A 16,029-nucleotide genomic window follows, 5' to 3' on the forward strand; every position below is an offset into this window, starting at 1 on the left:
AATATTTAAGGAGAGGGATTCTCTTTGGATGTCCCTTTCTTGAGAAAATGACTTTGCTGGACACGTTGCCGCAGATCTTTTCCCATCCGGAAGAAAGGAAGACGCTTAGCTTGAACGACCACAGAAGCTCCTGTGCGTGGGTTTCGCCCTGGGTACAGCTTATAAGACCGTATGCTGAAACTGCCGAAGCCCCGTATTTCAATCCCTTCCCCGCGTTTCAAGGATTCGAGCATCGCATCAAAAATAGCGTTGACGATCAGCTCAGCGCGCGACCTCATCATCTCGCTTCGAGCTGCTATCGCCTGGATCAATTCGCTTTTCGTCATTAAAAACCTTATAATATTAAAATACTATGGACTTGTCAAAAGGGTCAATGGAGATATCCTTAAATCCATTTTTGCTAAGTGGGGGCTTGGAGTACATGCCTGTCCTGAATGAGTCTAGCGTGGGAAAAAATCGTGCTGGGAGGAAAGTGAAAAAAAGAGGTCGACTGGGATTTAAAGGCTTATTTTCTGTACAATAGAGAGCACATTATAGTACGGCTGAATTAAATTATCCGTTCGTGTACTGAGAGTATTTATGCTTGATATTCATTTTATCCGCCAGAATAAGGATCAGGTTCAGGGTGCAATCGCTCACAAACAGTGTGACTGTGATCTGGACGCGCTTTTGGAAACGGATCGCATTCGCCGTGAACTTATTGCAGTTCTGGAACTGCAGAGAGCGCGGAAAAATGAACTCGCTGCTATGTTGAGGACGGCTGAACCTTCCTCACGCCCGGCTTTGTTCGAAGAGGCGAGAACAGTGCGCTCTCAGATCGAACAGCTGGAGCCTAAGTTGGCTGCTGTTCAGGCTGAATTTGATAAATGGATGCTTCGCGTCCCGAACATTCCCCATCCCGATGTACCCATAGGCAAGGGGGAAGAGGATAATGTGGAGGTCCGTCGTGTAGGGTCTTTGCCTCAGTTTGATTTCGCTCCGCAGGATCATGTTGGGTTGATGACCTCTCTCAGTCTAGTTGATTGGGATGGACCTCGGCGATTTGCAGGGGGGCGGACGTATGCTTTGATTGGCCATGGCGCTCTCCTTGAACTTGCGATTGTCCGCATGGCGGTCGATCTGTTGATGGATCGCGGATGGACGCTTGTCAGCCCTCCTGTTCTTGTCAAAGAGCAAGCCATGATTGGAACCGGGTATTTCCCCTTAGGGCGTCAAGAGGCTTATTGTGTTGGGGATGACGAGCTTTTTTTGGTGGGGACCAGTGAAGTCTCGCTGGTTTCTCTTCATGCGGGGACGATCCTCGATGCCAGTGCGTTGCCCTTACGATATGCCGGATTCTCCCCTTGTTTCCGTAGAGAAGCAGGTGCGCATGGGAGAGATACCCGAGGGATCTACCGAGTACATCAATTCACCAAAGTGGAGCAGGTGATCATCACGTTGCCGGATGAAGAAGAGCAGGTGAAAGAGCATGAGGGGTTGCTCACTAATGCAGAGGCGATTTTGGCAGCCCTAGAGATTCCCTATCGGGTCTGTCTCGCTTGTACTGGAGAAATTGGATTGGGCCAAGTCCGTAAACACGAGATCGAATCTTGGATGCCCGGTCGCAATGCCTATGGAGAGACGCATTCTTGTTCTTCATTTGGTGATTTCCAAGCGCGGCGGTCTCAGATTCGGGTGCGTCTCGCATCCGGTGCATTGGCCTATGCGTATACGCTCAACAATACCACAATTGCACTGCCCAGAATCCTCATTCCTTTGCTTGAGAACCATCAACAAAAAGATGGCTCGGTGAAGCTTCCCAAAGCATTAGTTCCTTACATGCGCGGGATAGAGGTACTGCGACCAGTGCGGTGAGAGTCAGCCCCCCTTCAACCGTTTTTATGCTTATCCGATATATCTTTAGGGATCTCCCTTCCATTCCGACTCGTTATTGGGAAGGTCGCGCTTAGATGAGCAACAAAAAAACGGCAAGCTCTTTTCTCCTGTGTGTTCGCTTCTGCTTTTTTATTTTTCCTTATATGATATCCAAATCTGAACACGACCCCTCTCTCCCTTCTGAGCTTTCTTTCTCTTGAACATTGAAAACGGCGGGAAGCAACCATTCTTTTCTTGGATTCTTCTGGTCCATGCAGTATGAATCTAACCCTATTCATTTGATTGATCGATTGATGACTTGATGGCAGCAAACGAATTCAGCTGAGTTGGAAGTTAGATAAAGTAGATACGAAGCAGCGATTGTGTACAACATGGCGCGGTAGCCTAGCGGTCAGGCAGCGGTTTGCAAAACCGTTCTAGGTCGGTTCAACTCCGATCCGCGCCTCTTTGATGAGTTGTGTTGTGGTTGTTTCCAGTATGTTGGGATCGAAGGAACGGGACCTCGGGAAAATGGAGGTAGTCAGTGAGGGCACAATGTTTTCCTTGCTGGATCGGTTAAAGCAGCAAGCCGCCCAAGCGGTGTGTGAGCGTTTTGGTATTGAGCGTGAAGTAGCTGAGTCGGCCCTTCTGTTTACCCGATCGAAGCACGCCGACCTGCAAACGGTAGGAGCTCTCTCTCTAGCAAAGCGGTGCAAATGTTCTCCTCAAGAGATCGGGAAGGCGATCCAAGGGGCTTTGGAAAAGGAAGAGGTTGTGTTGCGGTTTGAGCTCACTGACCGGGGCTTTCTCAATCTGTGGATCCGTTCGGAATGGCTGGCTACTTATGCACACCGAGCACTTTCTTTGCGCCTGTTAGGAGCTGGGCAATGTGTGGTGGTCGATTATTCCTCACCCAACGTGGCGAAACCAATGCATATCGCACATATCCGCTCAACGATTCTCGGGGACGCCATTAAACGGGTGTTTCAAGCGGTGGGGTACAGGGTTATCGCAGACAATCACTTGGGGGACTGGGGGACTCAGTTTGGGAAGCTGATTGTAGCCTACAAGAAATGGGTTAATCTGGATGCGTTTCAAGCGAATCCTGTTCAAGAGCTGTTGCGGCTATACGTGCTCTTTTCAGAAGAGGAAAAGAAACAGCAGCAGTCGCAAAAAGGGGGTCAAGTATTTCGCCATTCCAGTGATGAGGAAGAGGATGCGAGCCCTTCTCCTCTTCTTCAAGAAGCGCGCGCTGAACTTGTTAAATTGCAGCGGGGGGACGAGCAGAATAGAGCTCTGTGGAGTCTTTTTCTCGAAGCGTCTCGACGGGAGCTGGACAAGATGTACCAACGTCTCGGGGTTCAATTCGATATTACGCTGGGGGAGAGTTTCTATCGCGACCAATTGGCGAGTACGGTCGAAGCGCTTGTGCAGAAGGGGCTCGCAGTTGAAGATCAAGGGGCTATCATCGTTCCCCTTGAGCGGGAATCCACAGTTGGAGAGAAGCTCCCTCCGTTGCTGATCCGCAAAGCCGATGGAGGATTTCTCTATAGTACCACAGACATTGCTACTCTTTTGTATCGAATGGAGCAGTGGAATCCAACATGGATTCTCTATGTGACAGATGAGCGTCAGCAGCTTCACTTCAAGCAACTTTTTGCGACTGCCAAACAATTGGGGATTTCAGCAAATCTTGAGCATATCTGGTTTGGTTTGATGCGCTTGCCGGAGGGGACGATTTCGACCCGGCAAGGTCATCTGATCTCTCTGGAAGCTTTACTCGATGAAGCGGAAGAGCGTGCTTTTCAAGTGGCTTGCGAGTGCAATCCGGAGCTCACTGAAGCAGAAGCGCGTGAGGTGGCGCGGGTTGTGGGGATAGGTGCGGTCAAATACAACAACCTTTCCAAAGATAGGCAGACACTTCTCACCTTTACATGGGATAAAGCGCTTGCTCTTTCTGGCAACACAGCTCCCTACCTCCAATACGCATATGCTCGGACCCGATCCATTCTGCGCAAAGCAGAACAGCAAGGCTTATCTCCTGGAGCAATCAGCAATTTGGCTCCAATGGAACACGAACTTCTCTTGCGTCTGCTGTGGTTTCCTATCATTGTGGAAGAAGTGGCCAAAACAGTGAAGCCTCATCTTCTGTGTGAATATTTGTTTGAAGTTGCTCTCTTGTTCTCCACTTTTTATAAACAAATGCACGTTCTTAAAGCAGAACCTCAACTCCGTGGTTCGCGATTGGCTTTGATCGATTTGGTGTCTCGTGTTTTAAAAAAGGGGCTTGATCTTCTGGGGATTGCAGTACTCGAACGCATGTAAAAACGTTGTAGGGGTTCGCATGACATGCGCGGTTTCTTCCCATCCCATGGCGTTTAAACAAGCAGGGGAAGGGACATTCCTACTCTTCCTTTATGCTTTTCCGTTCGAATGTGGTGTCCTCAGCTGGAAGGATTGTCTTCTGAGCACTGAGTCCAATTGCAGTCGATCTGCCAGGGTTTGGAGAAACCCCTCTTGGACGTGAGCTCTTTCCATCCATTGAAAGCCGTGTAGATGTACTGGAGATGTTTCTGCGATCCTTGCATGTGAAGCATGCCTGTCGTAATCGCAAGGCTTTCGATGGGGGGAGACATCGCTCTTTCGTTTGCTCGAAAGTATAAGGGGAGAGTTCCAGTGCTTGTTCTGGCGAATACTCGTGCTGAAGCTGACTCCCAAAGTACGAATGAAAACGAGAATAAACATCTGATCGCGCGCATGCGAGCAGGTGCTTATCCAGAAGTGTGCGGTGAGTCTCTGTCCCCTATGTTGAGCCAATCCACAAAGAAGCAAAGTCCCGATCTCGTTTATCTTTTGATGTCGATCGCGTTAGGATAATCTCCTGATGACATGGTTGCGGCGCTTCAGGTGATTTGCGATCGTCCCGACGCGACTCCTTGGTGCCAAGAGATAAGTGCGCCCACCCTTGTGATCGCGGTGGCTGATGATCCTCTTATCCCCTCACCGGTTTTGCAAGCGCTCGCCCACTCGATGCCGCGGGCTGTGTATTGGCTTTTACCCAGTGTAGCGCATCTATCCAATGTGGAAACCCCTTCTTCTTGTGGGCTTGATTGATTCGGGATCCTTTTCTCCTATCCTTCTATTTCTGGATTCTTTCGATCTTCTTCTTCGAGATGGCCATCAGTGTGCCCGGTGGCTATGGTTTTTCTGACGGTGTCCTGCCGCGCTTTTGCAGCTCTCTGCTGTGGGCTTATTACATTTGGATGGGTCTTCTTTTTTTTCTGTGCTGTCTTTCCTCTTGATCTATTACGCGAGATCGGAGACATTGCTTCAAAAGGGGGGGCTTCAATCGATCAAGAGCGAAGGCTGTTTACTTCTCGTCTTCTAGGTGTAGCTTCTTTTTCCATTGCACTTGGATTAAGTGGAGTCGCTCTCTCGAATGGGCTCCGGTCAGTTCAAGTTAAGCGTGTTCGGGTTACTCTCTCCGAATTGTCGAGTCGCCTATCCGGGGATCGGATCGTGCAACTCAGTGGCATTCATGTGGGTCTCCTTATTGGTAAGGACTTTGTCGAACAGCTGATCGATCAAGTGAACGGATTAAATCCTGATCTGCTCGCAATTGTGGGGGGATTTGGTAGATGGGTAGGTTGAAAGAATCGGCCATCTAGTCGCCCCGCTGGCCTAGTTAAAAGCGAGAGATGGTGTTTTTTTTGTATGGGTAGTTGTGGATATTGTTGGGTCGCTGATTAGTGGATCGATTTCCTCAGGACGCTGGGGATTCAGGTTTTATGCAATGAGCGAGTGAGTTTATGTGTTCCAGATAGATTGAATATCGGGGGAGTCAATGATTGGTTTGTCTCATGCCTTGGAGAAGAGGCAGGATTGGATCTGGAAAAGGTGGTTTATGGGAGAGAAGAAACCAGCCCCCTGATTCTTTTAGTGCATCAACCCAAAGTGATTCATGAGGCTTCCAAGAAAAAGGTCGATGTTCAGTTGTTTGGCTATATCCATGGATGACAGATTTTTCCCTTTATTTTTTTAGTTTCCCTATGATCCACCTTACCTTCGCGGTCTTCATCAACATGGTGTGACTCAGGTTTATGTGAGCTGGGGGACAGGCTATTGGAGCCCTCCGATTGATTGGGCGCCTCCTCTGAAATTACATGCATCGAGCTCTTTTACGAAGAACGCGAAAGAGAGATGGAAATGCATTCTTAATCCGTTCTCTATTGTATGCAAAATACGCTCTATTCTTTTTATAATATTTTTTGCCAAGCGAAGCCACGTTGTAAGCTAAATCATACATTGTAAAGGGGGGATATGTCTTGCAGTGCAATCGAAAAAATAGGTTTCCAGATATGCATCTGGTGCGCTTGCGTGTGTCTTAGGTTGGGGATGCAACTCTTCGGAGAGAGCAATTCAGGAGGAGATTACAATAGCAGCATCTGCGCAAGATGAGATGATTTTTCTCGGTTTTTCTTTGGAAGTTTTTCCGCAGGAGCTCATAAAAGGGAACTATCTACAGCGATAGAGAGTGCTTGCGTGAAACGCTCGTCGGTTCACGTGTCGCTGGTCAGTCGTCAAGATCACGGTGTACTTCACCTTATAGATAGAGCATTAAAGCAGGAGTAATCTCTCTCAATCTTAGCTATACCAATGTAGACAATCAGATGCTGTACATCATAGGGATGTTGGGCAACTGTCGGAATCAGTTAAAAATTAAAAAAAATAACCTTAGAACAAGTGGAAAAGATCACTAATAAGGGGATCAAAAGCCTTGCCCATTTTGTTCTTGACACGTTTGTATGGTACGATCGCAGTCGTCCGCTTGGTTTGAAAGACCATGAGATCGACTTCCTAGTGGAAAGATTACCCCACCTGACTTTCCTTATGCTCGAGGGGATCAGATGACCCCTAAAATGATCAAATATATGACTAAAGTTACTCTCCTGCTGCGCTCGCTTGTTTGGCTGGAAGCGAATTTAAAAATGTCACTTATCGAGACGTGGAGTCTTATCTTGAGTCTGGCTAGGGCAATTGAAGTAGTTTTGGATCGAAGGGATCGAATGGGTTCGGTCTTATAAAAAAGGGAGGGCACAGCACGCTGGAAGCCAGTTGTATATCCAGTTTAAAGGCTGCATGCTGCTTGCTTCATAGGATGTGCAGCATATGGTCTCCCAATGCGTTACTTCTGCGAACCTTCAACAAACGAATATAGATGAACTTCTTCTCATGGAACTCAGTGCTTCAAAGACACTTCAGGATCCTCACGCTCAGAAGACCGTTTGTATCCGATTAAGGGTTCTAGTGCTTAGCGAGATCGCTTCGCTTCAGTCTCTTCATCTTGTAGATAAGTCGAATAACCCATTAACCGATGTTGCTCTGTCCTTTGGTATCGGTTGGGTCAACTAAACAGCTTATTCCTGGTTGGCGATTTCTTTACCAATCGCGCACTTTGTGTTGGGACGGTTAGAAGCTTATTCTCTACGGTGGAAATTTTACTAACTCAGTCATCGAAGAGGTTCCTCTCTAGTCTCATTTGACCGAATTAGGATTTGTGGAAACAGGGTCAACAATAAGTGAGGAAGCATGGCTCGCTGCATCCCAAAATTGGCCTCACCTTCAGAAATTAAGCTTGATAAAAGACCATTTGAAGGAGGTGAGAGATTGATCCAGGCGATTTCTGAATGGACTGAGCTCTCTGCTCTCAGGTTGGTAGGTGTCTCTGTGAGTGATGAGAGGATTTGGTTGAGGCTACAGCAAACCTGCCCATTGATACGTTGATAATGCATGACTGCCTTTATTTGACCGATAGCTCTTTTGCTCAGAAGAAGGCATGGCCTCACCTGGCAATTTTAATGCTGAGAGGTTTCTTCACGGATTAGTCGATTGGGTATGGTCATCGATGGCCTCATTTTCAGAAATTGAGGCTGATTTGGAGATTAATTCGCAGATCGTTCCCTTGAATTGACGAGCAGGTGGAACCAGCTTACTCGTGTATTTCTGAGAGGAGAGAACTTTACACAAAGAGGTATCCGACAGCTCGTCAATCTTAAAGTAAGGGATTGAAGTGGAAATGGAAGACCAATAGCCTTTTTCGGAGCGCTGGAAATAACTCAAGGGGAGCCTGGAATGTTTGTAAGGGCTGTATCGAGGATAGAGAGGCACTGGTCAAGTGAAGTGGATGTGTTGAACTCTTGTCGTAGGGATGCGGCCCCTGGGATTCCCTTGAAATAGCCACTGAGATGGCGTCGGGTTACTTGGATCCCGTAACGTTCCCCTCTTGCTTCGACGTTGGCTAAAAGATGTTTGCGGCAGAAGTCAATCCTTTCTTTAAGCGTAGGAGAAGGGAGTTCTTCTTGATGATCCAACATCGCTCGTATTTCCCGAAAGATCCATGGATGTTCGATCGCGCGGCGGCCGATCATCACACCGTGGCAGCCTGTTTGCTCGAGTGCATTTTTGGCATCCAGTCCACTCTTGATGTCGCCGTTTACGATGACCGGGATGGATACCTGATCGCGCGCTTTTTGGGCCCAGGTCCAGTCTGCGGTCCCTGTATACCCTGCAGATGCGGTGCGGCAATGTATAGTGATCGCTTGCACCCCTACGTCTTCCAATCGGCGGGCTAAGTCGACAATGGGCATGGAGGCCTCAGAGCCATATCCGATTCGGGTTTTCACCGTAACCGGTAACGGGATCGCTTGCACCACTTGCTTAACCATTGCGATCATCGCGTGAGGATCGCGAAGCCATCCTGCTCCTGCACCCCGTTTGACAATGCGCGGGATCCAACAGCCGCAGTTGATATCCACAAATGTTGGATTCGCGTCGGCAGCGACGCTAGCCGCTTCTGCTAAACGTTCTGGGTCTGAGCCGTAGATTTGGATTGCAGTAGGTCGGTCGGTCGGTAACAAATGGATTTTTCGCCGCGCTTTAGGGCATTTTCGCAATAGCCCTTCGACGTTGACAAATTCTGTGAAACAAATATCTGCTCCTACGAGCCGGCATAAATGCCGAAAGACATGATCGCTCACATCCTCCATCGGGGCCAATATCGCTGGGGGGCGTGTGAACAGTTGTTGAAAGAGAGGAAAAGCTTCAGACACAGGTAGCGATCTTTCGCATATGATGAGCGAATAGAATAGCATATGGTAGTCTCTTGCTTATTGGCAATCACAGCCATATAGTATCTAGGCGCAAGTGTATATGATATCAAGGTGGGATAAAGTATGATCGCGAATTCGAAGAAAATACGATGGGACTTAGGGATTCGGTCGCTTCTTCCGAAATGGCGTGAACTTTGTACATGGCGGAACTTGCAAGATGACATAATCGCGGGGTTTACCGTATCTTGTATTGCTATTCCGCTGTCTCTTGCCATTGCGCTTGCCTCAGGGGTTTCCCCTGCAGTGGGGCTTGTTACGGCTATGATTGCGGGAGTCATATGCCCTCTTTTGGGAGGGATGCCTCTCACGATCAGCGGGCCTACTCCTGCCATGGTAGTGCTGGTTGCTTCGGTGGTTCAGGAGTATGGACTTGGGGGTCTGTTTGTCGTCGGCATTCTTTGTGGAATGTATCAAATTCTCACTGGAATGTTGAGATTGGGGCGGCTTGTCCTGTTGACTCCTATGCCTGTGGTGGAAGGGTTTACGGCGGGAATTGGAGCGATTATCTTAATCGGTCAGCTTCCTCCTGCGCTTGGACTCCCTCCCCCCGCCCAGTCTCATGTGGTGGACGTGGTCGTTCACATTCGAGACCTGTTTCATCAGTCTGATGAGGGTGCCCTTCTTCTGACCATCATTTCTTTAGCGATTATCTTCTTAGTTCCGAGAATTTCTAAGAAAGCTCCTGCTCCGCTCATTGGCGTGGTGGTCTCTTCCCTGATTGCCATTCTCTTCCGGATGGATGTTCCCGTCATTGGAGCAATTCCACGCACGCTCCCATGGCCCCATCTTCCTTCTTCTTTCCCGGTTGCCCCGATGATTGAGCTGGTAAGCGCCTCTTTTTTGGTGTATGCGCTCTCCTCCTTGGAAACTCTCCTGTCTTCAGCAGCGTTGACCAAGCTGGTTAAGGATCTGCCTGCTGATTTCGATCAAGAGTTGATTGGGCAGGGGGTCGGCAACATCATGAGTGTTCTATGCGGTGGGATCCCTATCAGTGGGGTGATCGCCCGTTCTGCCACTAATATTCAAGCGGGGGCGAAAACTCGCCGCTCGTCCATTTTTCATTCGGTTGCTCTACTTCTCACAGCGCTGTTTTTGGCCCCTGTGATGGCTAAGATTCCAGTTTCCGCGCTGGCTGCCTTGTTGATCTCGGTGTCCTGTCGGACATTGAATCCAACTCGGTTGGTCCACCTGTGGCGTGTCTCTCGGGCGGATGCGATTATCTACATCACCACTTTTCTGATTATTGTCTTTGTAGGTTTGATCGAAGGGGTTCAATGGGGTCTTTTGGCTGCGCTTACGATGGTTGCGATTCGACTTGGACGCACGCAAGCCCAACTCCAAGGGATCGGTTCAGAGGGGACCTATCGCCTCGAATTGAAGGGATCACTCACGTTTCTATCTTCTCTTCAATTAGGTCAACTGCGGGAGGAAGCTCAAGGCATTGAACCGGGCAAGAAAATTGTCATCGATCTCAGTGAGATCACCGATATGGATGCATCCGGTGCGGAGATGCTGGCCGATCTGATCGATCTTCTTCAGCGCAAGGGATCTAAGGTGGCGATCTTTCGCCTTCATGCCGAAGGAAGAAAGTTCTTAGCTTCGGTGAACGGGGGGGAGCCATTGGTGAAACTGATGGCTTCTACAGAGCAAGAGATCGATCAGATCTTGGAAGATATGATCCCGTGGCAAGCTTCGGAGATGCGTTTAATCCGTGGGGTTCAGCGTTTTCATCACGAACAACATATGCATTACGCGAAATTGTTTGAGAAATTAGCGCGCGGACAGGCCCCTCATACGCTTTTTATTACGTGTTCAGATAGCCGTATTGATCCGAATCTGTTGACGTCGAGCGATCCAGGGGAGCTGTTTCTTGTGCGGAATGTTGGGAATATGATTCCCCCTTGTTGCTCTCGAACCGCTTCTGCTGAAGGGGCAGCTATCGATTTTGCCGTCGGTATTTTGTCTGTCAAAAATATTGTTGTCTGTGGTCATTCCACATGTGGTGCTATTAAATCGCTTTTTAATAACGAAGTTGTCCCTGATGCACTGCACTCTCTGAAAGCTTGGCTAAAAGCCACTGAAGCCCGTGAACTGATCACGCGTCTTCCCGAAGGCCTTGATGTGGATGATGTGGCACGTCTCAATGTGCTCTCCCAGATGGATCATTTGCGCACGTATCCCATTGTGCAAGAGCGGGAGGAAACTGGACAGCTCTGTCTTAACGCGTGGTTTTTCAACATTGCGACGGGGCAAGTAGAAGGGTGGTCCACTTCATTGAAGCAATTCGCCGTTTTGGGGACTTCTAGTGGCCGTTTTCCATCTGCATCCAAAATAGAGACAGACACCTAGAAATGGAGGTGGTCTCTCCTCTCTTGAGGGGGGGTGGAGAGTTTGGAATGCCATACCGTGGAGCGATTGCGGCCTGATCGCTTCGAGTAATACAATGCCTCATCGGCTCTCTTGAACAGAACATCCCACGTGTGCCCGTGATCAGGAAAAATCGAGATCCCTAACGAGCAAGTCACATGAAGAGGTTTTTGTGAAGTGATGAACAATTGTTTAGCGCATTCTTCTCGGATTCGCTCAGCGAGCAGCATTGCCCCTTTCTCATCGGTCTGCTCACAGAGGAGGATGAATTCCTCCCCTCCGAATCTGGCTGCAACATCGGTAGTTCGTTTCTGCTTGGAGAGAATCGCACCGATCCCTTGAAGGACGATATCTCCGGTATCATGCCCGTAGTGATCATTGACCTTTTTGAAAAAGTCGATGTCTAAAATCAAGAGAGATAGTTTCTGATGCGAGCGCTCTGCGCTGGTGATTTTCTGCGTGGTAATATTCAACATCGCTGTTTTATTGAGTAGCCCTGTTAATCCGTCTGTTGTGGCGAGTCGCTCCAATTGATGGATCATGCGTGCGTTTGATAAGGAGACCACAAGATGGCTAGCCAGGACCTCGAGAATCGAGCGGATTGAGTCGCCGAATGCGCGAGGTTGATAAGAGCTGAGGATGAGTGTCCCCATCGCCCGGTCGTGCAAAAGCAGGGGGAGGATCAAGAGAGAAGCAACCTTAGGCCATCGCTGATATGGAGACAGCACATGATTTTGTCCTCCATCCATCTCTCCTTTGTACGGGAGGGGATACCGATTTTGAACGACCATCGAAACAAGGCTGTTGTTTTGAGCGAATCGAGTATGGAGTAGAGGATCGAGGGAGTGATCGTTTGAGTGGACAGCGCGGACCTCATGGATTTGGCTCGCTTCGTCAAAGATGGTCACAGCAGCTAGATCGAAAGATGTGATCTCTTGGGTCGCCTGGAGTCCTACTTTGAGAACATCCTCTTCACTCAGCGCGGCTCCGAGCGCTTGTGCGGCTTGATACAGTTTTTCCTGTTCGATTTTTGTTTTTTCTAGTTGTACGAACACGCGTTCATTCTGGACGGTCCGAATACAGAAGCGCGCAGCTTGCATGACTAGGTTTTCTTCATGTGGACTGAATGGCTCTCCTCTCGTTCTGTCCACGACGAGCACCCCCTGCAGCGTCTCATGTTCGAGAAGGGGGAGAGCGAGGAGTGATCGTATCGGACAGGGGCCTCGATAATAAGGAAGGTGGTAAATCATTTTTAAATCTTGAAGGCATAGTTTTTTGCGTTGAGTGGTAACAGCACCTAACACGCCATCTCCGGCATGGAAGGGGGACTCGTCGATCTCTGCTCCGGGTTCGGAGACAAATTGGCAGATGCGTAGATGTGTACCTGCACGGTTAAGCCATAGAAGTGCGGCTGTGTGTAAATGGAGGGAGTGATGGAGAAGATTGAGTGCGTACAAAGAGGCTTGCCGGATTTCCTCTACGCTGGACTGAGTCAACGTACTGTTGAGAGAAGGGATTGCTTGCGTTTGTTTGTTAACCTCCAGCAACCGATAGCTGCGCGCATCTTCTTGAATTCGAGCGATCTCCTGATTGACTTTCTCGTAGGTCTCTTTTTTTGTTTGGGAGGTGACAGAATGGATTGCGAACAGGTGGAGTAAAAGAACCCCAAGCAAAAAACCAGCGCGATATCCTAAACTGTCGGGTGGTTGATCAGAGATGAAATGCCGGATCAGCGCTTCTACGCAGAGATGCCACGCTACGCTCGTTCCCAATGCCCATGGCTGAATCCGAGATGCTATCCAAAGAAATAGCAGAAAAACAAAAGGGGCATGTTGGCCGTCGAGGGTACCATCCCAATACAGCAATCCTAGATTGGTGCCGATACTGAGGAGTAGACCCAGCTCCAGATCAGGGAGCGGGTTCCCGGTGTGGGCCTTTTTCGCTCGAAGAACCAGTAATAAAAGGAAAGACCAAAGTGCGCAGAACGTTAAAAAATGTGTAAAAATAGAAAAGAATGCTCGAGGCCCCAAGCCGTATGCTGTCAGGAGCAAGCATAAAAAAAGGCGTCCCCCTCGTTTTACCGCTTGTTGAAACATCTCAGTAGGTGCATTGAATGACCTTAAAATGAAGTATCTACACTATTGAAGTTTTCAGGAAGATCAATCAGAGGGACGATAGAAATCGACATACGCTTAGGGTTATGGTCTCATCCGATCAGCATATGCATGGAGAGATGGGAAGAGGGTTTCCTACTTGATTGTCGAAACGTCTTGTTTTCTTAGTTCCATTAGATAATTCTAGAAAAGAGGACTGCAAGATTAAAACCATCGAGGATGTCAATCGTGAGAGATGGGAAAAATCATCTTGAGAAGAAGGGGATGGGTATGTTGGGTAGGAAAGCGAGAAGAAGGTGAGTTCGCGATTGGTAGAAATGGATGAGCAAGGGTTTTCTGACCGTCTTCTCTGTTTTTTTGCAGGCCCTCCCGGTTGGCTCGAGCAAGCTCCTGTGACGAGAATGTTGATTTGGATTAACATTGTGGTCTTTGCAGGGGAGCTTCTTAAAACTCATCACTGGTATGCGCTGTTAAGTATCCCCGAAGATGTCCTTCTGACATTTGGAGCGAATTATGCCGTGGCAACTATTCGGGAATATCGGGTGGATACATTGATCTCTTCCTGTTTTGTCCATGGGTCGCTTCTGCATCTTGTTTTTAACATGTTTGCCTTTCGAGATGCCGGATCCCTTGTAGAACGGATGATAGGCTCCGGCTGGTTTGCTCTGTTGTACCTTTTTTGCGGGATAGTTGCCAGTGTTGCCAGTTGTGCATGGGGTTGGATGACAGACGTGGAGTGGCTCAGTGTGGGAGCTTCGGGTGCTATCTGTGGCGTATTGGGAACAACTACTGTGATCGCTTGGAAGGTTCAGGGGTGGAAAGGACCGCTTGCGCAAGCTACTTTAAGGTGGTTTGTAATGATGGCTATTTTTGGATTTGTTGCTGCGCAATCCGGAGTGGGGGTTGATAATGCTGCGCATGCAGGCGGTGCTCTGGCTGGTGTGTTGGTGGGGAGCCTCTGGAAGCGAAAAGTAGAGACTTATCCAATGGCATATTATTTTGTAGGGGTTAGTGCCCTGGTACTGGTGACCGTTGCCGCGCATGTCTTCGCTTTGAGCCGCGATCCTTTGAGCCACATGCGTATGCCAGAGCGTTATCTGTATGCGATTCAATCGCTCGAAAGGGGGGATTGTGCAGGAGCGAGGCGGGCGGCAGACCGAGTAGAACGGCTACTTCATGATCCCCCCTTTCAATCTTCCTCGTGGAAGATGATAGAAAGGCGACAAAAGCGTACAGTCCGAGAAAATCTGAAAAGCATTGAGCAATTGAAAGAGGTGATCGACGGGCACTGCTCTTCTCTCTTGACAAGATCGTGAGGAGTTTCTGCAGGAAGAGGAAAAGAAGCTCTAGAAAAGGGATGATTCTAGCCATCGTTAGGAATCGGATGTCATCCTCTTTTTAGATGTGAAATATGGAGAAAGGGGATAGACTTTTCTCAGGAAATCAAAGAAGAAAGAGGGTATGGTACACTATCTTCTCGTTTTCAGTCACTCTCTACTCCGATGGGGCATTCTGTTTCTATTTTTGCCTGTTTTATGGCGTTCGATCAAAGGGGTTCGCAATCGCTCTCCATATCAAACAATAGACGCTCAATTGCGTCTGGCTCTGGTTTCTTTGCTCGATTTTCAGCTGTTGATAGGGTTGGCTTTATTTTGGGTAAGTCCTTTTACTGAAAGAGGGGAAAGAGGGATGGTCCACGTCATGCGGGAACCTCTCTTGCGATTTTGGACCGTAGAGCATCCTTCCACAATGTTTCTGGCGATTGTTTTCGCGCATCTTGGGAAAATATTTATCAAACGAACATCTCAAGATGAGGTTCGGCAGCAGCGGACACTTGTGTTTTTTGGCATTGCCTTTGTGTTGATGATGGCGGGGATCCCTTGGCCTGGGACCCAATGGGGTAGGCCTCTCTCTCCCCTCTCCATTTCATAACACGTTATCCTGTAAGGTTAAAGTGCATGTCCATCCACGGTTAAGAGAATGCTTTTTTCCATACAGTTGGTGCATTAGTTGGAGGCTTATCGATATAACAAGAGGGCGAAATAGTCGTAAAAATCATGGGCTAGTCCATGATCTTATCCATTTCGGGTTCCTCCTCTCGCAAATCAATTAGAGAATAAAAATGATTAATTTATCGGGATAAGTTTGGAATTATTCTTGAACGGTTGTCGGAGCAATTAAGGACCATCCCTTTAATGTGGAACTTGCTGCGAGTACACTCGCTCTTAATAAGTTTGCTTATTATGCTGAACAGGATGCGTTGTATTTGCAGGATTTTAGTGGGTATCATGCAATCATTGTATCTCGCGTTCTGCTTGAATGCGTTCGGTGTTGTCTGCGTAATTCAAATTATGCGTTTGTTGTCTAGCAGGAAGTAGTTCATCTTTTTTTTAGGAAGATTTTTGACCTTGAAGCGACAGGGCTCATAGCTCCTACGATGCTCTCGTATACGAACTATTTTTTTAAAGTTGCTTCCACCGAGCCTGTGGAAATTGCGATTGCTGCTGTTTTGCTGTGCTTTTGGG

The 16,029-nt window shown here is 48.4% G+C and carries 14 protein-coding genes and 1 tRNA gene; 12 read left to right on the top strand and 3 right to left on the bottom strand.

Annotated elements, in window-relative coordinates; translation table 11 throughout:
- Positions 1 to 5: 5 nt before the first annotated feature.
- Entirely contained in the window at positions 6 to 326 is a 321-nt protein-coding gene (locus BCY86_RS02815) for an HU family DNA-binding protein (RefSeq protein ID WP_075276358.1), read from the bottom strand.
- A gap of 253 nt (positions 327 to 579) precedes the next feature.
- Between BCY86_RS02815 and serS the strand changes: the two genes are divergently transcribed.
- The 8 genes from serS (at position 580) to BCY86_RS02860 (ending at position 7,266) form a co-directional block, all read left to right on the top strand.
- Positions 580 to 1,854, top strand: a complete 1,275-nt coding sequence (gene serS, locus BCY86_RS02820) for a serine--tRNA ligase (RefSeq protein WP_075276359.1) — start codon at positions 580 to 582, stop codon at positions 1,852 to 1,854.
- A 394-nt stretch (positions 1,855 to 2,248) separates the two neighbouring features.
- Positions 2,249 to 2,320, top strand: a tRNA-Cys gene (locus BCY86_RS02825).
- A 17-nt stretch (positions 2,321 to 2,337) separates the two neighbouring features.
- Positions 2,338 to 4,179 carry an arginine--tRNA ligase gene (gene argS / locus BCY86_RS02830; protein WP_172824780.1) on the top strand — a complete coding sequence of 614 codons (1,842 nt, stop codon included), beginning with the start codon at positions 2,338 to 2,340 and terminating at the stop codon, positions 4,177 to 4,179.
- Positions 4,180 to 4,449: 270 nt separating this feature from the next.
- Positions 4,450 to 4,731 (top strand): alpha/beta hydrolase, encoded by a 282-nt coding sequence (locus BCY86_RS02840; protein ID WP_156865016.1) that lies wholly within the window; start codon positions 4,450 to 4,452, stop codon positions 4,729 to 4,731.
- Between the two features lie 12 nt (positions 4,732 to 4,743).
- Positions 4,744 to 4,968, top strand: a complete 225-nt coding sequence (locus BCY86_RS02845; protein ID WP_075276362.1) for an alpha/beta fold hydrolase — start codon at positions 4,744 to 4,746, stop codon at positions 4,966 to 4,968.
- Between the two features lie 69 nt (positions 4,969 to 5,037).
- Complete coding sequence (locus BCY86_RS02850) at positions 5,038 to 5,505, top strand: metallophosphoesterase family protein (RefSeq protein ID WP_172824781.1); 468 nt, start codon at positions 5,038 to 5,040, stop codon at positions 5,503 to 5,505.
- 150 nt (positions 5,506 to 5,655) lie between these two features.
- Positions 5,656 to 5,871, top strand: coding sequence for a metallophosphoesterase family protein (locus tag BCY86_RS02855; RefSeq protein ID WP_156865018.1), 216 nt, complete (start codon positions 5,656 to 5,658; stop codon positions 5,869 to 5,871).
- A gap of 1,152 nt (positions 5,872 to 7,023) precedes the next feature.
- Positions 7,024 to 7,266, top strand: coding sequence for a hypothetical protein (locus tag BCY86_RS02860; RefSeq protein ID WP_075276365.1), 243 nt, complete (start codon positions 7,024 to 7,026; stop codon positions 7,264 to 7,266).
- A gap of 704 nt (positions 7,267 to 7,970) precedes the next feature.
- Here BCY86_RS02860 and dusB read toward each other — a convergent pair.
- Positions 7,971 to 8,963, bottom strand: coding sequence for a tRNA dihydrouridine synthase DusB (dusB, locus tag BCY86_RS02870; protein WP_245776255.1), 993 nt, complete (start codon positions 8,961 to 8,963; stop codon positions 7,971 to 7,973).
- Between the two features lie 123 nt (positions 8,964 to 9,086).
- Here dusB and BCY86_RS02875 point away from each other — a divergent pair, with 123 nt between their 5' ends.
- Positions 9,087 to 11,372, top strand: a complete 2,286-nt coding sequence (locus tag BCY86_RS02875; protein ID WP_075276368.1) for a bifunctional SulP family inorganic anion transporter/carbonic anhydrase — start codon at positions 9,087 to 9,089, stop codon at positions 11,370 to 11,372.
- On the opposite strand, the gene BCY86_RS02880 is transcribed toward BCY86_RS02875, so the two are convergent.
- Positions 11,369 to 13,486: a sensor domain-containing diguanylate cyclase gene (locus BCY86_RS02880; protein WP_075276369.1), complete on the bottom strand. Its 2,118-nt coding sequence runs from the start codon at positions 13,484 to 13,486 to the stop codon at positions 11,369 to 11,371. The two genes, BCY86_RS02875 and BCY86_RS02880, sit on opposite strands and share 4 nt — an antisense overlap.
- Positions 13,487 to 13,800: 314 nt before the next feature.
- Here BCY86_RS02880 and BCY86_RS02885 point away from each other — a divergent pair, with 314 nt between their 5' ends.
- The 3 genes from BCY86_RS02885 (at position 13,801) to BCY86_RS02895 (ending at position 15,872) form a co-directional block, all read left to right on the top strand.
- Positions 13,801 to 14,820 (top strand): rhomboid family intramembrane serine protease, encoded by a 1,020-nt coding sequence (locus BCY86_RS02885; RefSeq protein ID WP_156865019.1) that lies wholly within the window; start codon positions 13,801 to 13,803, stop codon positions 14,818 to 14,820.
- A gap of 145 nt (positions 14,821 to 14,965) precedes the next feature.
- Positions 14,966 to 15,436 (top strand): hypothetical protein, encoded by a 471-nt coding sequence (locus BCY86_RS02890; RefSeq protein WP_075276371.1) that lies wholly within the window; start codon positions 14,966 to 14,968, stop codon positions 15,434 to 15,436.
- 244 nt (positions 15,437 to 15,680) lie between these two features.
- Positions 15,681 to 15,872 (top strand): thiaminase II/PqqC family protein, encoded by a 192-nt coding sequence (locus tag BCY86_RS02895; RefSeq protein WP_083604143.1) that lies wholly within the window; start codon positions 15,681 to 15,683, stop codon positions 15,870 to 15,872.
- Positions 15,873 to 16,029: the final 157 nt, after the last annotated feature.

The sequence above is a fragment of the Pajaroellobacter abortibovis genome, from assembly GCF_001931505.1.
Lineage (GTDB): Bacteria > Myxococcota_A > Polyangia > Polyangiales > Polyangiaceae > Pajaroellobacter > Pajaroellobacter abortibovis.

Excerpts from the sequence above, each read along its gene's own strand:
- BCY86_RS02815 (WP_075276358.1), bottom strand. The coding sequence starts at position 326 with ATGACGAAAAGCGAATTGATCCAGGCGATAGCAGCTCGAAGCGAGATG.
- serS (WP_075276359.1), top strand. The coding sequence starts at position 580 with ATGCTTGATATTCATTTTATCCGCCAGAATAAGGATCAGGTTCAGGGT.
- BCY86_RS02840 (WP_156865016.1), top strand. The coding sequence starts at position 4,450 with ATGCCTGTCGTAATCGCAAGGCTTTCGATGGGGGGAGACATCGCTCTT.
- BCY86_RS02845 (WP_075276362.1), top strand. The coding sequence starts at position 4,744 with ATGGTTGCGGCGCTTCAGGTGATTTGCGATCGTCCCGACGCGACTCCT.
- BCY86_RS02860 (WP_075276365.1), top strand. The coding sequence starts at position 7,024 with ATGGTCTCCCAATGCGTTACTTCTGCGAACCTTCAACAAACGAATATA.
- BCY86_RS02875 (WP_075276368.1), top strand. The coding sequence starts at position 9,087 with ATGATCGCGAATTCGAAGAAAATACGATGGGACTTAGGGATTCGGTCG.
- BCY86_RS02880 (WP_075276369.1), bottom strand. The coding sequence starts at position 13,486 with ATGTTTCAACAAGCGGTAAAACGAGGGGGACGCCTTTTTTTATGCTTG.
- BCY86_RS02890 (WP_075276371.1), top strand. The coding sequence starts at position 14,966 with ATGGTACACTATCTTCTCGTTTTCAGTCACTCTCTACTCCGATGGGGC.